This is a genomic window from Nostoc sp. T09, from assembly GCF_002154695.1.
Lineage (GTDB): Bacteria > Cyanobacteriota > Cyanobacteriia > Cyanobacteriales > Nostocaceae > Aulosira.
This window is the reverse complement of sequence record NZ_MTAV01000103.1, coordinates 1,889-20,001: the sequence shown is the minus strand read 5'-3', so window position 1 is coordinate 20,001 and position 18,113 is coordinate 1,889. Positions and strand designations below refer to the sequence as shown.

General features: G+C 43.6%; 14 protein-coding genes. 5 read left to right on the top strand and 9 right to left on the bottom strand.

From position 1 onward, the window contains the following. Positions 1 to 90: 90 nt before the first annotated feature. Positions 91 to 2,349: a photosystem I core protein PsaA gene (gene psaA, locus BV372_RS20420; RefSeq protein WP_086688321.1), complete on the bottom strand. Its 2,259-nt coding sequence runs from the start codon at positions 2,347 to 2,349 to the stop codon at positions 91 to 93. A 510-nt stretch (positions 2,350 to 2,859) separates the two neighbouring features. Between psaA and BV372_RS20415 the strand changes: the two genes are divergently transcribed. Further along, positions 2,860 to 4,560 (top strand): hypothetical protein, encoded by a 1,701-nt coding sequence (locus tag BV372_RS20415; protein WP_256973346.1) that lies wholly within the window; start codon positions 2,860 to 2,862, stop codon positions 4,558 to 4,560. A gap of 84 nt (positions 4,561 to 4,644) precedes the next feature. Here BV372_RS20415 and glsA read toward each other — a convergent pair whose 3' ends face one another. Further along, on the bottom strand, positions 4,645 to 5,559 hold the full coding sequence (gene glsA / locus BV372_RS20410; protein ID WP_086688320.1) for a glutaminase A: 915 nt from the start codon (positions 5,557 to 5,559) through the stop codon (positions 4,645 to 4,647). 204 nt (positions 5,560 to 5,763) lie between these two features. After that, positions 5,764 to 7,074, bottom strand: coding sequence for a dihydrolipoamide acetyltransferase family protein (locus BV372_RS20405; protein ID WP_086688319.1), 1,311 nt, complete (start codon positions 7,072 to 7,074; stop codon positions 5,764 to 5,766). A gap of 447 nt (positions 7,075 to 7,521) precedes the next feature. Between BV372_RS20405 and BV372_RS20400 the strand changes: the two genes are divergently transcribed. Beyond that, a complete protein-coding gene (locus BV372_RS20400; RefSeq protein ID WP_086688318.1) occupies positions 7,522 to 8,082 on the top strand; it encodes a hypothetical protein in 561 nt (186 codons plus the stop codon). Positions 8,083 to 8,263: 181 nt separating this feature from the next. Here the strand turns inward: BV372_RS20400 and BV372_RS20395 are convergent, their stop codons facing one another. Further along, positions 8,264 to 8,716, bottom strand: coding sequence for a YlqD family protein (locus tag BV372_RS20395; protein WP_086688317.1), 453 nt, complete (start codon positions 8,714 to 8,716; stop codon positions 8,264 to 8,266). A 40-nt stretch (positions 8,717 to 8,756) separates the two neighbouring features. Continuing rightward, positions 8,757 to 10,733: a long-chain fatty acid--CoA ligase gene (locus BV372_RS20390; protein WP_086688316.1), complete on the bottom strand. Its 1,977-nt coding sequence runs from the start codon at positions 10,731 to 10,733 to the stop codon at positions 8,757 to 8,759. 232 nt (positions 10,734 to 10,965) lie between these two features. Between BV372_RS20390 and BV372_RS37165 the strand changes: the two genes are divergently transcribed. The 3 genes from BV372_RS37165 to BV372_RS20380 all read left to right on the top strand — a co-directional run bounded on the left by BV372_RS37165 (position 10,966) and on the right by BV372_RS20380 (position 12,654). After that, positions 10,966 to 11,211 (top strand): hypothetical protein, encoded by a 246-nt coding sequence (locus tag BV372_RS37165; protein WP_086688315.1) that lies wholly within the window; start codon positions 10,966 to 10,968, stop codon positions 11,209 to 11,211. 760 nt (positions 11,212 to 11,971) lie between these two features. Further along, the gene (locus BV372_RS36520) at positions 11,972 to 12,139 is read left to right on the top strand and encodes a hypothetical protein (protein WP_179198170.1); all 168 of its coding nucleotides are present in this window, start codon (positions 11,972 to 11,974) and stop codon (positions 12,137 to 12,139) included. A gap of 239 nt (positions 12,140 to 12,378) precedes the next feature. Continuing rightward, positions 12,379 to 12,654 carry a hypothetical protein gene (locus BV372_RS20380; RefSeq protein ID WP_086688314.1) on the top strand — a complete coding sequence of 92 codons (276 nt, stop codon included), beginning with the start codon at positions 12,379 to 12,381 and terminating at the stop codon, positions 12,652 to 12,654. Between the two features lie 15 nt (positions 12,655 to 12,669). Here BV372_RS20380 and recQ read toward each other — a convergent pair whose 3' ends face one another. The 4 genes from recQ to BV372_RS20360 form a co-directional block, all read right to left on the bottom strand. Continuing rightward, positions 12,670 to 14,832 (bottom strand): DNA helicase RecQ, encoded by a 2,163-nt coding sequence (gene recQ / locus BV372_RS20375; RefSeq protein WP_086688313.1) that lies wholly within the window; start codon positions 14,830 to 14,832, stop codon positions 12,670 to 12,672. 182 nt (positions 14,833 to 15,014) lie between these two features. After that, positions 15,015 to 15,653, bottom strand: a complete 639-nt coding sequence (locus BV372_RS20370) for a histidine phosphatase family protein (RefSeq protein ID WP_086688312.1) — start codon at positions 15,651 to 15,653, stop codon at positions 15,015 to 15,017. 63 nt (positions 15,654 to 15,716) lie between these two features. Next, complete coding sequence (locus BV372_RS20365) at positions 15,717 to 16,088, bottom strand: hypothetical protein (protein WP_086688354.1); 372 nt, start codon at positions 16,086 to 16,088, stop codon at positions 15,717 to 15,719. Positions 16,089 to 16,293: 205 nt separating this feature from the next. Next, positions 16,294 to 17,529, bottom strand: a complete 1,236-nt coding sequence (locus BV372_RS20360) for an LL-diaminopimelate aminotransferase (RefSeq protein ID WP_086688311.1) — start codon at positions 17,527 to 17,529, stop codon at positions 16,294 to 16,296. Positions 17,530 to 18,113: the final 584 nt, after the last annotated feature.

Below are 18,113 nucleotides of genomic sequence, written 5' to 3'. Positions count from 1 at the left end.
AGGTTTCAGCTTTTAGAGTTCTGAGTCCTGAGTTCCGAGTTTTGATTAAGCACTCAGTACCCAGCACCCAGTACTCCATATAGCTGATTGCTACCCTACTGAAAGAATGTGTGCGTGGAAGAATGCCCAGGTGGTAGCAATTCCTCCTAAGAGGTAGTGAGCTACACCTACTGCCCGACCTTGAATAATGCTCAAAGCGCGAGGCTGAATTGATGGTGCTACCTTCAGTTTATTATGCGCCCAAACAATGGACTCAATCAGTTCTTGCCAGTAGCCACGACCACTGAACAGGAACATCAAGCTGAATGCCCATACAAAGTGAGCGCCCAAGAACATGAGTCCGTAAGCAGACAGTGCACTTCCGTAGGAGTTGATTACTTGCGAAGCTTGTGCCCACAAGAAGTCACGCAACCAACCGTTGATTGTGATGGCACTTTGGGCAAAGTTACCACCAGTAATGTGAGTTACATTACCTGCTGAGTCTACAGTTCCCCAGACATCCGATTGCATCTTCCAGCTGAAGTGGAAAATTGCAATGGAGATGGTGTTGTACATCCAGAATAGACCAAGGAATACATGGTCCCAACCAGATACTTGACACGTGCCGCCACGGCCAGGACCATCGCAGGGGAAGCGGAAGCCTAGGTTAGCTTTGTCTGGAATCAGACGAGAGCTACGGGCAAACAAGAATCCTTTTAACAGAATCAAAACGGTGACGTGAATTTGGAATGCATGAATGTGGTGGATTAGGAAGTCCGCTGTTCCCAAAGCAATGGGCGCAGCTGCTACCTTACCGCCTACAGCCAGAATTCCACCGCCAAAGACATAGCTAACGGGTTCTAAAGCATTAGGCGCAGTTGCACCAGGAGCTAAAGCGTGGAGATTTTGTACCCACTGAGCAAATACCGGCTGCAACTGAATTGCTGTATCGGAGAACATGTCTTGGGGACGACCCAATGCACGCATTGTGTCGTTGTGGATGTAAAGTCCAAAGCTATGGAAGCCGAGGAATATACATACCCAGTTGAGGTGAGAGATGATTGCATCTCTGTGACGAAGCACCCGATCCAGCACGTTGTTTTGGTTCACTACCGGATCATAGTCCCGCACCATAAAGATGGTAGCGTGAGCCGCACCGCCTACAATCAGGAATGCTCCAATCCACATGTGGTGGGTGAAGATACACAACTGAGTAGCGTAGTCGGTTGACAGATACGGATAGGGAGGCATTGCGTACATGTGGTGCGCGACGATAATCGTCAGCGAACCTAGCATGGCAAGGTTAGTGCCCAGTTGAGCATGCCAAGATGTGGTCAGGTTTTCGTAAAGACCTTTGTGACCTTCGCCAGTAAAAGGACCTTTATGGTTTTCCAGGATTTCTCTAATGCTGTGACCGATACCCCAGTTGGTGCGGTATTGGTGACCTGCAATGATGAAGATAACAGCGATCGCCAAGTGGTGATGGGAAATATCTGTCATCCACAAGCTGCCTGTAACTGGGTTCAGACCGCCCTTGAAAGTCAGGAAGTCAGCATACTGACCCCAGTTCAAAGTGAAGAAAGGTGCTAAACCATTGGCAAAGCCAGGAAATAGCTCGATCAACAAGTCTTTGTTCAGGATGAACTCGTGAGGCAAGGGGATATCTTTTACAGCTACCCCTGCATCCAACAGCTTGTTGGTCGGTGCCGACACGTGAATTACGTGTCCAGCCCATCCCAAAGAGCCACAACCTAGCAATACTGACAAGTGGTGATTCAGCATCGACTCCACATTCTGGAACCATTCCAGTTTGGGAGCGCGCTTGTGGTAATGGAACCAACCAGCAAACAGGAACAAGCCTGCTAATACCAAGCCGCCGATGGCAGTTACGTAGAGCTGGAAGGTGTTTGTAATACCCCAGCCACGCCATACGTGGAATAAGCCAGAGGTGATTTGAATACCGTGGAAGCCACCGCCAACATCACCATTTAAAATGTCTTGTCCCACAATGGGCCAAACGACTTGAGCACTAGGCTTAACGTTTAAAGGGTCGCTCAGCCAAGCTTCGTAGTTAGAAAACTTAGCGCCGTGGAATATCATCCCGCTCAGCCAAATCGTCACTACAGCTAAGTGGCCGAAGTGTGCTGCAAATATCTTGCGGGAGATGTCTTCTAGATCGCTTGTATGTGTATCAAAATCGTGGGCGAGGGCATGCAGGTTCCAAATCCATGTGGTGGTTTTGGGACCTCTGACTAAAGTTCTGTCGAAGTGTCCTGGGGTTGCCCATCTCTCGAAAGAGGTAGGTACAGGATCTTTATCAACTATCACTCTTGCCTTTTTTTCCTCTCGCTCCGGAGGACTAATCGTCATTCGACCTCCTCTCTAGATAAGGAATGAGGAATCAGGAAACCACAAAGTTAACTATTCTCGCTTCTCCAGAATTTTTCTGGGGGGCGATTCAGACCCGATGTGGAAGTTTGTTTCTGTTGAATTATAAAGTCTTAACTTGTACATTGTTGGAGAGAATTTAACAATAATTCAAAATCACTGAAATAATTGTCCAATATGCCTTTTAACTTCAAAGCAATGGGCAAAAAGTCAATAGATTCTTCATTTTATTTACAAAGGCACACAATTCGTAAAACTTATAGCTTGTGCTTGTGGCGCAGGCGTTACATCTGTTGTGTTTGTTTATTTCGTGTTTAAATTACAGTTCGTAAAAACTGTCAAAAAAATGACATATTCTGCTAACCCTGCAAAAAGACAATGTAAAAATTCTGTAGAGTAAAGCAGATTTCACCTTTTGGGCTATAGTTCCCTATGGACAGTTTGAGCCACAATAATCTGGCAGTTGTTGAAGACGATCGCTCAGTGGAAGGTATGAACTCTTGGCAGAAGACGGTGTTAGAGAATCTCCTCCCCAGGGGGTTTGCTGTTTTTAGATGGCTGATGACATTGTTAATAGTCGTGAGTTTGGCAAGCTGTGGCGAGAAAGCTGTTAGCCAAGATGTAGCTATTGGTTATACAGGCAAGCCACAACAGATCTCCAAAGAATTTTCAGAAGTTTCCCCACCAGCAACAATCCAAGAAATACGCCCAGCATTGGAGGTTTACCAGCCACAGGTGGCGATAGTTACACCTCAATCTGATGAACTTCTTCAAGACAATAAAGTTACAGTTCGCTTTCAGGTTAAAGATCTTCCAATATTTAAAAACCCGCAACTGGAATTAGGACCTCATCTCCACGTAATTCTTGATAACCAACCATATATAGCTGTTTACGACTTAAATCAGCCTTTGGTTTTCTCAGACTTAGCTCCAGGGACTCACACCTTGCGTGTTTTTGCCTCTCGTCCTTGGCATGAAAGTTTCAAAAATGAAGGCGCTTACGCTCAGACAACATTTCACATTGTCACCAAAACTGAAGATAATAACCCAGATCCATCTCTACCTCTGCTAACCTACAGCCGTCCTAAGGGTGACTACGGTGCAGAACCAATATTACTGGACTTCTATTTAACAAATGCGCCCCTCCACCTCGTCGCTCAAGACAACGTCAACGACAACATTAGTGATTGGCGCATTCGTTGCACGATTAACGGTGAAAGTTTCGTTCTCGATCGCTGGCAAGCAATTTACCTCAAAGGCTTCAAACCAGGTAAAAATTGGGTAAAACTGGAATTTCTGGATAACCAGGGTAATCCTGTGAAAAATGTCTTCAATACCACGGTTGGACTGATTAACTACCAGCCTAAAGGTAAAGACACACTTTCGAGAATTGTAAGAGGAGAACTGACAGCCGATGAGGTGCGTAGCATTGTAGACCCAAATTATACTGCCAAGTTACCACCTGCTGAACCAACTCCCACACCTACCCCTACAGCCACACCTCAAACACAACCAACACCGGAAATTGAGATTCCACAAGTACCCGTAACACCGCCAGCTGAGTTAAAGCAGCCAGAGGAACCGAAATCAACATTACCAAAGCCTGTACCATTGCCAGAACCACAGCCAGAAGTAACGCCAACACCTTCTGCTACTGAGTTACCTGAAACAGTCTCTCCTGAACCAGAAAAACCAAAGTCTGGCGGATATTTCCAACGCCGTCGCTCTTCCACTGCTACACCATCTCCAAGCGTGTCACCAAGGTTACCAGAAATTATCAAGACGCCTCAACCCGAATCAACTGTATCTCCAGAGTCAACATCAAAGCCACAACTGGAAATAACGCCAACACCTGAAGCTACTGTATTACCTCAACCACAACCAGAGGTAACGCCAGTACCTTCTGCCACTGCATCACCTCAGCTACAGATAAAACAGCCAGAAAAAACCGGATTTAGCAGATATTTCCAGCGTCGTCCACGTCCTACACCCCAATCATCGCCCAGCTTACCGCCCACGCTGCCAGAAGTTATTGGCTCTCCAGCACCCCAACCAACTGCGCCGTCACCAGAGGCTACGCCAAAACCTCCAGCCATTGAAGTACCTCAACCACAGGTTAAAAATACCGAAGAACAACCAAATTCTTCAGAGACAGGATCACCGAATTTGTTGCCTACGCCAGTAGCGCCATAAATTTGGAATTATGCTTTTTTGGGCAAGTTGAAAAGCTCAGAGGTATGAAATCTATCAGTTCGTCTAAAGCTGCGCGATCGCTTATCATCCAAAAATACTCAACTCTAGCTCTTGTGCTAAAGTTTCCACAAAAGCCAGCCCCGCTACTGGGTTTCCCACTGTATCCAAGGCGGGGCTGTAGCAAGCGATCGCTCCTTCATCTGGTACTATTGCTAAAAGTCCACCACCAATCCCTGATTTCATCGGTAGACCAATCCTGACCGCAAACTCGGCAGACGCCTCATACAATCCACAAGTTAACATTACGGCATTAACAATCCGACGATGTTTTGCTGATACTAAGCGATTTTCGCAAGCTAAGAGTTTTCCAATCAGAGCTAAATCTTCTACCTTCCCCGATAGACAGCATATTTGCTCGTAAGTGTCAAGAGATATTTCAGGATTTTCTAAATGCTGAGTTTTGGCAAGATAATTAGCGATCGCTTTATTAGCAGGAGAACGAGTTAATCGTACTGAAGCTAGCATGAATTCATCCAACTTTAGCTGACAACCTGCTGATTGGTTCAACCAATTACAAAACTGCTGAGTGCGATCGCAGGCATTTCTTCCTGGTAATTTATCGGCTAGGGTAATTGCTCCACTATTAAGCATCGGATTGCGAGGGTATCCGCGATCGGCAATTAGTTGATCTAGGGAATTAAATGGTGCTTCCGATGGTTCAACCCCTACCCATTGCAAAACTGTCTCTGCTTTAAAATTTTCTAACAGATACAGTAGTGAAAATGCTTTGATCACACTCATCAGTGGGAACACACAAGCTGTATTACCTGCACTGTAAGTTTGTCCGGTTGCACAACAGATGTGAACCCCAAACCAATAAGGATTAGCCATATTTAATCTTGGGGTGCGATCGGCAACTCGTCCGCGATCAGCATGGGGTTGGGCTTGTTGTACCCAAGCTGATAAATCCGTAGTGGTGATTGCTTGAAGTCCTTTCAAAATTAATCTAGCCCTTACAAGATTTCTCGATAAAGTAAAGTGATGAAGTAACGCTCAAAGCCAAGAATACTCTAGGCTGTCACGCATTTGATTTGTATTCAAGAAAAGCAAAACTCTATAAATATTTTCTAATCAAATAGAAAGGCTTGGAGTTGATCTAACTCCAAGCCTTAAATGTAACTTTCTTTTTTTAAGCAATCTTTGTTACAGTGTCAAAGATTGAGGATTTGTTTCAATTAACTTAGCTAAATCTTGCAAGAATGCTGCTGCATGAGCACCGTAAATAATGCGATGATCGCAAGTAATATTTACCTGCATTTGTTGCCGTACAGCAAACAAACCATCAGACGATGCTACAACTTGCGGGCGTGAGGCTCCGATCGCTAAAATCGAACCCTGTCCTGTGGGTAAAATCGCGTCAAATCTGTCTACGCCAAACATCCCCAAGTTAGACACGGTAAAAGTGCCACTATTGTATTCATCTGGTTGCAGTTGTTTTGCTCTAGCACGTTCTACTAAAGACTTCCAACTGCGGGATACAGAATAAATATCTACTATATCTGCATTTTTTAATACAGGTGTAATCAATCCCCCGTCATCCATCGCTACAGCTACGGAAATATTGATATCAGAATGATAAACAATTCCTTGGTCTGAGTAGCTGGCATTGAGTAATGGGTGTTTTTGCAGCGTTACTGCTACGGCTTTTGCCAGTAGCGCTGTCATTGTCACCCCTTTGGATTTAATCTGTTTATAAAGCTTGTCTAGTCCATCAGTGGTAATTGTGTAACCCACACGAAAGACTGGTACAGATAAGGTAGCTACCATGTTCCGTACCACTGCATTTTGGAAGGTAGTTAAAGGTACTATCTGTCCGGGAACAGCAGTGGCGGCGGGAACGGGTACTGGCGCGGGTGCAGGAGTCCGAGGTGCTGGTGCAACTGGAGTGGTTGTTGGTACAGATGGTGGCGGTGCAACTGGTGCAGTAGCGGCTGGCTTATTTTTATTTGCTGCTGCTTCTACATCTTCAGCAACAATACGGCCATAGGGGCCACTGCCTTGAAGCGCCTTCAAATCTACTTTTAGCTCTTTCGCCAACTTGCGGGCACGAGGTGAAACTACGAGCCTGCCTTCTCGGTGGTTTGAGCCATTTTGAGATGCTAAAGCTGGTGTTCCGGCTGAGACAGTTGCGGCAATTGGTTCGGGAGAGGCGGTAGCAGGCGCAGCAGCGCTACCTGAATTGGCAGCAGACTTAGCGGTTTCGATTTCAGCTTCTGTTTCAGCGATGAAAGCGATCGCATTTCCTACAGGCGCACTTTCACCTGCTTGCACTAAGATGTGAGCCAGATATCCTTCATAAAAGGATTCCACATCCATATCGGCCTTATCTGACTCGACAACCACCACTGTTTCGCCTTTTTCCACTTTATCGCCTGGCGACTTCACCCAAGAAACAATCTTGCCTTCGGTCATGGTGGAACTCAGCGCCGGCATAAATACTTCGTAAATGCTCATAGGGTGGTTTCAGAATCAATGAATTTATGGACTTTAACAGCTTTCACCAGATCGAATTGTATCTTGGCACGAGAATTTTAGGTTCGAGATTTTTAACTATAGGGAACTCGAAATTGGGAATTAGCGATTGGGGAAGAGTTTTCCGAATGCCGCATACCCCATTACGAATCACCTCAGGAACCTAAAGTCAAGATGAATGTCTATATGTACAGCAATTCTCAAAGCTTCCTCACGATGCAATTGCGATCGCTGAGTATGAGTTAACAGTCAACACCACAGCGAGCTACTTACCAATCAAATGAGTTTGTTATCTATCTTTATTTTCCGTATAATCACACACCAGAAAACAAAGGCTGCTGAGAACCAGAAGGTAGAGGCTCAGCGATTAAGCTGCAATTTAAAATTCAAAATTGATAATTTACTTGTTTGAAATTTTTGTTTAATTTTATGACAGTAAAGTGGAAATTGTTCTTGATTGTGATGATGAGTATGTTTGCCACTGCTGGCGCGGGAGTTTATCTGACTCAACACCAGCCATCTGCACAAAGCCTAGAAAATAGAAATGGGCAAGCACAGCAGATAGCAGCAACTCAGATATCTCAAGATATTGCAACTTATCCAGAGCGTAGCCACTATAAAACTATACCGCTTGAGACTATTAACTCTACTCTCCAAGGTAGCGATCCTGCTACTCTCGCTTTAAATGCTTTTGATGATACCGCCTCAGAGATAGGAACACGTAAAGTAGAGGTAGTTTATCCGCAACGCAATCAGGCTTTGGTAACGATTACGCAAATTCAGCAGAACGATCGTTTAGGTGGTGCAGTTAAATATCGAGTTCAAATGACAACTTTTGGGCGATCGCTGTTAGTTAGCTCACCGCCTGTATGGCAAATTATCTGGGCTGGCTTCCAAGCGAAATGTGGTACTGAAAATCGTCCTAAAACAAATTTAACTCTAAGCTGTCAACCTCAGATCGAGGAAATCAAAGCTAGAAATTCGTATTGAAAAGTTTGCTAGGTGGAGAAATCCACGCCACAGGGATTGTTCCGAATTGTCGCAAGTGGCATGGATTAGAAACAGAGTGCTAAGTAACTTCAGTAGATGCCTTTGTATAAGTCATTGATTATTAGTCAGTGAACAAAAACAATGGACAAACAACAGATGACAATACACAATTGACAAAATTTTAGATATCGCCACGAATTTCTTCGACAATGCCATCGCGCAAAACAATTTCAACCTGAGTTTTGCTAATTAGGTTATCACCTGTTTCGATGCGGAAAAAACCTTCCATTTGGAATTGGTTGACTTCCTGATCTAACTCAAGAAACTGTACTTGCTGGAGATTTTGCAGGAATTGATTTTTTTGCTCTAGCAGTTCGCTTTTCTTTTGATTGACTTGCAGCTGGATATTATCAATCTGTTGTAGGGTTTGAGGCCCTGGTGGTTGCAGACTCTGCTTTTGAATTGCAGTGATCGCTCTTTGTCCTTCGATGTCTAGTTGTTGCAATTGCTGATCGGTTTGATTGATCTGGGCTTGCAGTTGCTGTTGTATTTCCTCTTTCCACAGAGGAGTAACAATGACTTTGACATTAACGATCCGTTTCAAAAGCAATTGTTGAGATTTGGAGACATCCATACAGTTTCACGTTCACTCTATATTTTGGTCAGTGGAATTATCAGGCAAACATGGCGTTAATCAGATCGCGATAGCGTTCTGCGACGACATGACGCCGGATTTTTAGTGTTTGGGTCATCAAGCCATTTTCAATGGAAAACGACTCGGGAATGAGTTTGAATGGACCAATGCGGTCATCGACTCGATAGCCTGGACGATTTTGCACTTCCCGATTCAATTCTTTCCGATATAATTCCTGGATTATTTTACTCTCCATGTCAATTTTTTGACTGGGTGAGGCGGTAAGATTGTCACCTGGTGTACTCAAGTTGAGGTTTTGAGTTTCTGCCCATTTTTCTAAAGCTTCGATATTGGGGACAATCAAAGCACCAAGGCTACGCTGGTCTTGACCAACAAGCATAATCTGATCGATGTAGGGCGATCGCAAACAGGCATCTTCTATCGGCTGTGGCTCGATATTTTCGCCGTTGGTTAATACAATTGTATCCTTGGCTCTGCCAGTCAGCACCAAGTCATTTTGAGGTGTCAGCCAACCCAAATCGCCGCTATCAAACCAACCTTCAGCATCAATGGCTTTCGCTGTCGCTTCTGGATTTTGGTAATAGCCTTGCATAATTTGCGGTCCCTTCAACAACACCAAGCCTCGCTCCCCAACTGGCAGAGGTTTGCGAGTCTCTGGATCTACAATTTTAATTTCTGTAGCAGGTAGTGTCGGGCCAGATGAACCGCGCACATTGTGCCAAGGACGGCGCACATTAGTTACAGGAGAAGTTTCAGTTAAGCCATAGCCTTGCAAAATTTCTACACCAATAATTTCAAAAAAGCTATCGATGTGCTTAGGAAGTGCGCCACCACCGCTAATTACATGCTTGATTCGTCCTCCCGTGGCTTCTCGGACTTTAGCATACACCAGTTTTTCTCCTAAGGCGTGGATCGGAAACAAACTAGAAGCGAGTATCTTTGCGGATAATCGCTCCATCGCTGAAGAATCAAGATGTTCTAAACTCAGCCCCTCGGCAATTCGCTTTGCTTTAATATATTTATCGCTATTGCTGAGTAAAAAGTTAATTAAACGTTGTTTATTAGCTGGTTGTTCGCGAAACTGCTTTTGTGCTCCTTCATAAATTGATTCCCATAAGCGGGGTACAGCCACCATATAATGAGGTTTAATTTCTTTCAAATCACGTTTAACAGACCGCAAATTAGTGTAAACCTGTGTGCAACCTTGAGATAGTAAAAAGTACTCTACTGTCCTTTCATAGCTGTGCCAACTAGGAAGAATACTCAGCGCAATATCACCTACTTTAGGTTGTACTACTGTCCCCATAGTTGTTATTTGGTGAATTAAATTGCCATGAGACAGCATTACACCCTTGGGTTTGCCTGTAGTACCCGAAGTATAAATAAGCGTTGCTAAAGTATCATAGTTTTGCGCAACTGGTTCTAGAGAATGTTTAGAGCCAATTTCGATCAATTGTGAAAAATTCAGTATCTTCAGGCTTTCCTCTGTCGGTGCTGCTTCATCCGAAAGCAAGATTACCAGTTGCACAGGTAAATCGTTGAGCCTGTCTTGCAGTTTCTTCAGCGTCTTTAAATCTTCGACTACTATTGCCGTGCTACCACTATTAGCCACAATAAATAGCAACTCTTCCTTTTCTGCTTGAGAGCTACGCACCGCATCAACGGCTCCAGCCGTCATTATCCCTTGATCCGCAATAAACCACCTGGGGCTATTATCGGCAATTAGCGAAATGCGATCGCCTGCTTTGACTCCTAATACCTGTAACCCAGCAGCAAATTTTTGAATTTGCTCTGCTAACTGGGTGTAATTAATTACTACCGCTGGTTGGGCATGGGGATTATGTAGGGCAACGGTATTATTAAATAACTTTGCAGCTAAGGGCCAAATTTCTGGCAATGAGTTCACATTTGTATAATCAGCTAAACGCTTTAATGCTAAGCGTTCTTGTTCACTGATATTAGCTAAATAAATAGATGCGGATTTGATTTTTGACATAACACATGACCTAAATAGTAAATGGCTAATTTTTGATAAATGCCTTCAATATACACAATGCCTTCTGGTATAGCATTTTCGGAAAACTCACGCTTCCATTTACAAAAATTTATGATAATCTTAATTTATATAGTTGAAAAGCAATGGATGTGCTTGCAATCAATGTAATTGCATAGACTTTGCTGACACCTAAAAATAGTGACCACCTATTTATACATGGGGGTGATTACCTGTGGTTTTAAAGGATGCCGCATTACTAACGCTGATCAATACTGTTGCTTGTCTGGCATTTCCCAAGCTTCTATCTATCATTCTCTCACCTCAAGCTAAACCTACTGAACCATTACCTAAAGATTCAAGTTCGCAAAAAGCTAGAGTCCCAATCACTACCTTTCCTTATTGTACTGCTCACCCACTTACAGGCAGCCCATTCTGTCGATTCCGTCCTCACTTTTGTGCTAGGTGTACGCCAAATTAATAATTATTTGAGGGTAGCAGGATTGAGTTGAAATTTTCAAGGGCGAGTTTTGGATTAGCAGAAGAATACGCAGGTGCATTCATCCCATTTGAAAATTTGATTTAAAACAGTCGATATTAAAATATTAAAATGTAATTCCAATTTCCTATTAAATGAATTTACCTTAATCTGGAAGATTAATAGTTTATTTATTAATAATAAACTAACTAAATTGGATAGTTAGTCAAACAATATTTGTTGACAAATCAAGAATTGAAGTTTGGGTTCAGGTTTACCCTATCTGCAACTTCTACTTGAAAGTACGGTAAGAGGTTATTTATAAAGTAAACCTTAAATTGTAGGGTGCGTTACGGCTAATAATTACTCTCTCAAACTTCAAAATCTTTGCATAGCCGTAACACAACGGCAATAAAGCGAGAACTCTGAGCGACGCCTTCCGCCGATCTGAAGTTCAGTGGGGAGGAAAATCCACACCGCTTTTTGCCTCCCCTACTTAATATTTACTTTATAAATGGTCTCTAACGTTTTGAATGCTACAGCAAAAGTTGCTTTTAAATCGTCTATTTTCCTTAAACGCTACTTTATATCTGTAGCTTGCTTACCTAGTATATTTTCTATGGTAGCCAGTTAAAATCAATATATTTACTTAGCTTATATCAATTAAAAGAAATCCAAAATTGTAAATGTAGTTGAAAGTACAGATTTTGATTCAAAATAAGAAATAGAACCATAAATTGTCAAAATAAGGAGGCGATAATCTATGAGTTTCATAGATTGTATATTATTAACGCTCATCAATACTGTTGCCTGCCTTGCATTTCCCAAGCTGCTATCTATGATTTTGACACTCAAAACCAAAAAAACTGCGCCATCCCCAACTCCTATAACAGCACCAGAATCTGGTTCGGAAGTACCCAGTTTTTCTTAATACAGACTGGTAGTGTAGAGGTGAGTTTTGGCTAGTGCAATCAGGTAGAGAATAAAAGCTTTAGGGCACTAAATACTAGAAAACTTTCTTGATAAGAGTGCCACAGCCAGCTTTGGGAAAGCGATTGCTTTGGGGGAGGATGGATACAGATACACCAATGGAATTATTCTTTCTCCCTCGCAGCGAACTCAAAATTCTTGTTTAGCAAAATCTTGAATTGGCAAAGAATTTACTTACATATGCTAAAAGCTCACTATCAAGCAGATGAAATGACTATGACTGCTACTGAACTAGCAGAAGCAGCAGGTTATCAAAACTATAGAGGAGCCAATCGCCAATTTGCCAATATTGGACAAATGATTGCGGCTGATTTAAATTTTGAACCAGAAAGAAGATTCGATAATAATCAGCCTTTTTGGTCATCAGTTCTAGCAGATGGTTATCAGGAAGATGAATGGAAATGGGTTTTACGCCCTGAAGTGGCACAAGCTTTGAAAGACTTGGGTTGGGTTTAATCCTTTAACATCAAATTACTTGCGATTTTCGCGCCGCCACTTTCCCCTAACTAAGCGAATTTCATCATAACTATAACCGTCACCAAGCTGCTCACGAATTGGAGTCAGAGAAATATCACCCAGTACTTCTAAAACTTGCCAAATCTTTTTTTGGCGTTCTAAAGGAACCAACTGATTTAAATCTACGGGCTGATTTTTCTCTATTAAATCTGTAAGATGGCGGATGATTGTAGTAGAGCGAATATTTCTTTTTCGGGCAATTTCGTCAACGTTAAAACCTTGTTTATGCAACTGAAATGTTAATAATTCGGTGTCGGAAGGTAAGCCAAGACTAACAAAAGGAGTGGAATTATCTTCTGGATCTATCACACCTTGTCCCTGACGATAGGCGCGAATTTCTGCGAGGAACTTCTCACCATACTGAGCAAGTTTGTGGCTACCTACGCCAGAAAGCTTCGCAAATTCAGTGAGGTTTTTTGGTTGTACCTGAGCCATTAATTTCAAGGTAGAATCTTGAAAAACAACGTAAGGTGGTACAGACTGTTCATCTGCGAGTTGTTTGCGCAGCGATCGCAACCTTTGCATAAGCATTTCCACCTCAGCAGCTTTTTCACTACCCTCTTCCCAAGTAATCTTTTGTACTACAGGAACAGCTAGGCTAACTGTGCGCTGTCGCCGCATCACTTCCCAACTCAAGGCGTTAAGTTTCAACACTGAATAACCATCGCTGGTTTGTTCTAATAAGCCTTGATGTAAAAGCGATCGCCCCAGCATTCGCCACTCGTCGACACTTCTATCTTTACCAATACCGTAGGTAGAAAGCTTGTCGTGTTCGTTTTGGGTAATTTTCTGGTTTTTTGCTCCTCGCAACACATCAATAATATGTAGCATCCCAAATCTTTCTTTACAACGCGCCACACAAGATAAAAACTTCATGGCTTCAATTGTCCAATCTTGCATTGGTTTGGGATAACGGCAATTATCACAATTACCACAATTCCCAGTAAACCGTTCGCCAAAATAACCTAGTTGAATCGTGCGCCGACAATCTGTACCTTCGGCATAGTCTATCATCTGCCGTAATTGTTGCTTGGCAATCAACTGTTCTTGCGGATCGGTTTTTTGGTCAATACTCCATTCAATTGTTTTAATATCACCAAAGCTGAAAAATATTGTACAGCGCGATGGTTCACCATCTCTGCCTGCTCTACCTGATTCCTGATAGTAACTCTCTAAATTCCGCGGAATATCAAAGTGAACTACCAGTCTCACATCTGGTTTATTAATCCCCATACCAAAGGCAATGGTTGCTACCATGACTCGCACATCATCCCGAATAAACCGCGTTTGATTCTGGCTGCGTTCTTCGTCAGGTAATCCAGCATGATAAGATAAGGCAGCAATTTTATCATTTTGCAGTTTAAAGGTAAGTTCCTCAACTTTTTTACGAGTTAAACAATAAATAATTACTGAACCTTCTGTTTCTCGAATTAATTCTAATAACTCAGCGTAAGCATATTTCGTTTTAGAACGAACTTCATAATAAAGGTTTTGGCGATTGAAGCTAGCAACATGGATACTAGGTTGCTTTAACCCTAGTTGTTGGATGATATCACTACGAACGCGATCGGTTGCTGTGGCGGTAAGAGCAACAGTAGGAACATTAGGATAACGTTTACGCACAGATCTTAACTGGCGGTATTCTGGACGAAAGTCATGTCCCCACTCAGAGACACAGTGCGCTTCATCAATGGCAAAGGTTGAAATACCGATTTGGTGATTTACTAAATCTAGAAACGGGAGAAATCTTTCACTAAGAAGACGTTCTGGGGCGACGTAAAGTAGTTTAACTCTACCGTTGAGGATGGCTTCTTCCCGCGATCGCACCTTATACGCATTCAAACTACTATTGAGGAATGTGGCACTAATATTATTGTTTCGCAGACCTTCCACCTGATCTTGCATCAAAGCAATCAGTGGTGACACTACCACCGTTAAACCTTTCTTTAACAGCGCTGGTAACTGAAAGCACAGAGATTTACCGCCACCTGTAGGCATCACCACCAACAAATCTCGATTTTGCAGCGCATCTTCAATAATTTGCCGTTGTCCAGGGCGGAATCGGTCGTAACCGAAGTGATATTTCAGCGCTTGTTCGAGATTAGGATACTGAAGCATAGCGATCGCTTTTTTTGGAGCCTTCTGCGTGAGTAGTTATGAGGATAACAGGATTTTAACAATCTCCCTGATTGAAGTGGCGACGATCTAATTGCACCAATCCCAAGGAATAGCGATCGCATCTTGAGAAAGACATGAGGATGAGGAGTGATATAAATTTAAAGTAAATACTGTGAGTCACCTTATGTTCCAGGTAGATTTCGTAACCGTTCACCCAAATGTGTACGGTCTGCCATAGACCGCAACAGTGGACCGTGAGAGCTAAATTCTACAACACTGACAGAAGCAACTGGGCAGCCGATACGATAGCGGAAGCGTCCTACATCAATACCTAACAGACTGCACAGAATAATTCTGATGGTGGCTTTATGAGAAACTACTAAAATATTGCCACTACTGTAAAGCTGCTTGATTTCTTCAATTACCTGCATGGCACGATAAGCTATTGTCACTGCCATTTCTCCACCTGTGGGAGCATACCAGGCTGGATCGGCTGACCAACGCAGATAATCATCATGATATTCTTGGCTGATGATTTCTGGTGATTTACCTTCCCATTTGCCATAATTAATTTCCTTCAAACCATCCCGCAGTTCTGGTTTTATCTCTAACGCTGCACAAAGGGGTGCTGCTGTCGCCACAGTTCGCTGCATAGGACTGCAAAAAACTGCTCTCCAAGGGGTAGAAGTGTATGCAGCCGCAAAGGCTTTGGCCATTTCTAAACCATCTGGAGTAAGTTCTGAGTCTATCGAACCGCAAAAGGCATTATTCAGGCTGCATCCTGTTTGTCCGTGGCGGAGGAAATAAAGAGTTAGGCTCAAGATAGTTTCCCTCTATTAAAAAATAGGGTTTTGGGCATGGTAACAAAGTTTTTCATAAATTGTTTATCCAGCCTTTTGGGGAATCTGCTGTTGGATACGAGCTTTTAGTTCAGCCATCAGATCTTCCCCACTGCGACGAGCTTCCCAACGCCCAAAGTTGCGACGACCAATCTTCCACTGTCCCTGTATATAGTCATCATTTTCTGAGAGGGTGCCAATGTATTTAATTGCAGCGGGTGAGGTGATTAAATAACGCTTGGTAAAACTAATACTACGCCCCTTTACCTCCCCACTGATTTGGGCTTCTCCTAAGTAGTTATCATCCAAAATAGAGCCACTGAGAGCATTGCCACTTTGAACAAAGACTGCTTCAAAGCGGCTAGGGACTCCTTGTTGCCAGTAAGTTCCTAACCAAGCACCATTCAGGTCTGCCATGAGATTTTTCCAGTACTTATATTCCATTTAAGGGTATTCTCATGTCAGAGAACGTAAATATTACAACTTTGAAAGACCTAAGTTGCGATCGCTAACTTAACTCTATCAATAGACCTATCCCTAAATAAGCGCTTAAAAGTGGCAAAGCTCGGGAGGCGATCGCATATGCTGGCGATGAGCTACTAATATGCGATCTTGACATAGCCTACAAAGACAAGCGGGTTGTAATCCGGTGCATCGCTTCTTCTACATTCTCTCGACTATTAAATGCCGAAATGCGGAAGTAACCTTCACCAGCAGCACCAAAACCAGAACCAGGAGTTCCCACCACGTTGACAGTTTGCAGCAGCTTATCGAAGAATTCCCAGCTCGATAAACCATTGGGAGTTTTCACCCAAACGTAAGGTGCATTCACGCCGCCATAAACTGCTAATCCTGCGGCTGTTAATTTCTCACGAATAATTTTGGCGTTTTCTAAATAGAAACTAACTAGGGCTTTGATTTGTGCTTGCCCTTGTTCAGAGTAAACTGCCTCTGCACCGCGTTGCACGATGTAAGAAACGCCATTAAACTTGGTTGACTGACGGCGATTCCAAAGTTTCCACAGTTCTACATCGGAACCATCAGCAGCTTTGGCTGTCAGCGTTTTGGGGACGACGGTTAAAGCGCAGCGGGTTCCTGTAAAACCTGCATTCTTCGAGAAAGAACGAAACTCGATTGCAACTTCTCTTGCACCTTCTATCTCATATATAGAGTGAGGAATTTCAGGATCGGTGATGTAGGCTTCGTAGGCAGCATCAAAGAAGATGATCGAGCCATTAGCTCTAGCATAGTCTACCCATGCCTTGAGATGTTCTTTGCTCGCAGTTGCACCGGTGGGGTTATTGGGAAAGCAAAGATAAATTAAATCAACTTTCTGAGAAGGAATCTCTGCGGTAAAGTTGTTCTCTGCGGTAACAGGTAAATAGACTAAACCTGCAAACTCGCCTTTATCGTTAGCGTTGCCTGTGTTCCCTGCCATGACGTTAGTATCTACGTAGACAGGATAAACCGGATCTGTAACGGCGATCGCGTTGTCATGCCCAAAAATTTCCAGAATATTGCCAGTATCACACTTAGAACCGTCAGAGATAAAAATTTCCGAGGCGTCTATCTCAGCCCCCCGTGCTTGAAAATCTTGGGCAGCAATTTTTTCTCTTAACCAAGCATAACCTTGTTCTGGGCCATAGCCTTTGAAGGTAGCGCGATCGCCCATTTCTTCTACAGCTTTAATCATCGCTGTGCGACAAGCTTCTGGCAGAGGTTCTGTGACATCGCCAATACCCAGGCGGATGATTTTAGCATCAGGATTGCTTTCAGCAAAAGCATTTACCCGTCGCGCAATTTCCGGAAACAGATAACCTGCTTTCAGCTTGAGGTAGTTGTCGTTAATCGTTGCCATAGTAGATTGTGAAAAACGCCCTCACACAGCTTACTGTAATTGACAGGCGCGATCGCATTCCGTGCTGATGTCTTCTCGAAAAATAGCGTACACGCGTAGTGGTAAGTTTATCGCCGCAGGAGGGCTTCCCGCTAGCAAGTGATGTGGTTGTTCCGATTAGCAACTGTTGAAAGGCTTGCCCAGCATAAAAGAACTGGCGTTAGCGAGTCATTGAGCGTCACCCCTAGGGCTTGTTGCAGACATCTCCCGCAAGGCTAGTACCGCTGCCTTGGAAGTCAAAAGTGTTGTATTCCGGGCTTTTGCAGCATTGTTAATGGTCTGTTGTCTTACAAAGTTTGGCGAAGAGAAGTTGCGTGCGCGGGTTAAGAGCGTTGAGCAAACTTGTCTTACCCAAACCGACACCGCTAACGCCCTACCCTTCTCCTGCGGAGACGCTACGCGAACGGGAACGGCTCTGCCGAACGGGTGACGCTCGTTCCGACGCTCCTTCGTTGCTACCGCTGTGCGCTAAGAGCGCCCCGCTTCGCTAACGCTAACGCCAGTTCCCTAGGTTGGGAAACCCTTTCGGCAGTTGCTCATGGGGA

Excerpts from the sequence above, each read along its gene's own strand:
- psaA (WP_086688321.1), bottom strand. The coding sequence starts at position 2,349 with ATGACGATTAGTCCTCCGGAGCGAGAGGAAAAAAAGGCAAGAGTGATA.
- BV372_RS20415 (WP_256973346.1), top strand. The coding sequence starts at position 2,860 with ATGAACTCTTGGCAGAAGACGGTGTTAGAGAATCTCCTCCCCAGGGGG.
- BV372_RS20405 (WP_086688319.1), bottom strand. The coding sequence starts at position 7,074 with ATGAGCATTTACGAAGTATTTATGCCGGCGCTGAGTTCCACCATGACC.
- BV372_RS20400 (WP_086688318.1), top strand. The coding sequence starts at position 7,522 with ATGACAGTAAAGTGGAAATTGTTCTTGATTGTGATGATGAGTATGTTT.
- BV372_RS20395 (WP_086688317.1), bottom strand. The coding sequence starts at position 8,716 with ATGGATGTCTCCAAATCTCAACAATTGCTTTTGAAACGGATCGTTAAT.
- BV372_RS20390 (WP_086688316.1), bottom strand. The coding sequence starts at position 10,733 with ATGTCAAAAATCAAATCCGCATCTATTTATTTAGCTAATATCAGTGAA.
- BV372_RS36520 (WP_179198170.1), top strand. The coding sequence starts at position 11,972 with ATGAGTTTCATAGATTGTATATTATTAACGCTCATCAATACTGTTGCC.
- BV372_RS20380 (WP_086688314.1), top strand. The coding sequence starts at position 12,379 with ATGCTAAAAGCTCACTATCAAGCAGATGAAATGACTATGACTGCTACT.
- recQ (WP_086688313.1), bottom strand. The coding sequence starts at position 14,832 with ATGCTTCAGTATCCTAATCTCGAACAAGCGCTGAAATATCACTTCGGT.
- BV372_RS20365 (WP_086688354.1), bottom strand. The coding sequence starts at position 16,088 with ATGGCAGACCTGAATGGTGCTTGGTTAGGAACTTACTGGCAACAAGGA.
- BV372_RS20360 (WP_086688311.1), bottom strand. The coding sequence starts at position 17,529 with ATGGCAACGATTAACGACAACTACCTCAAGCTGAAAGCAGGTTATCTG.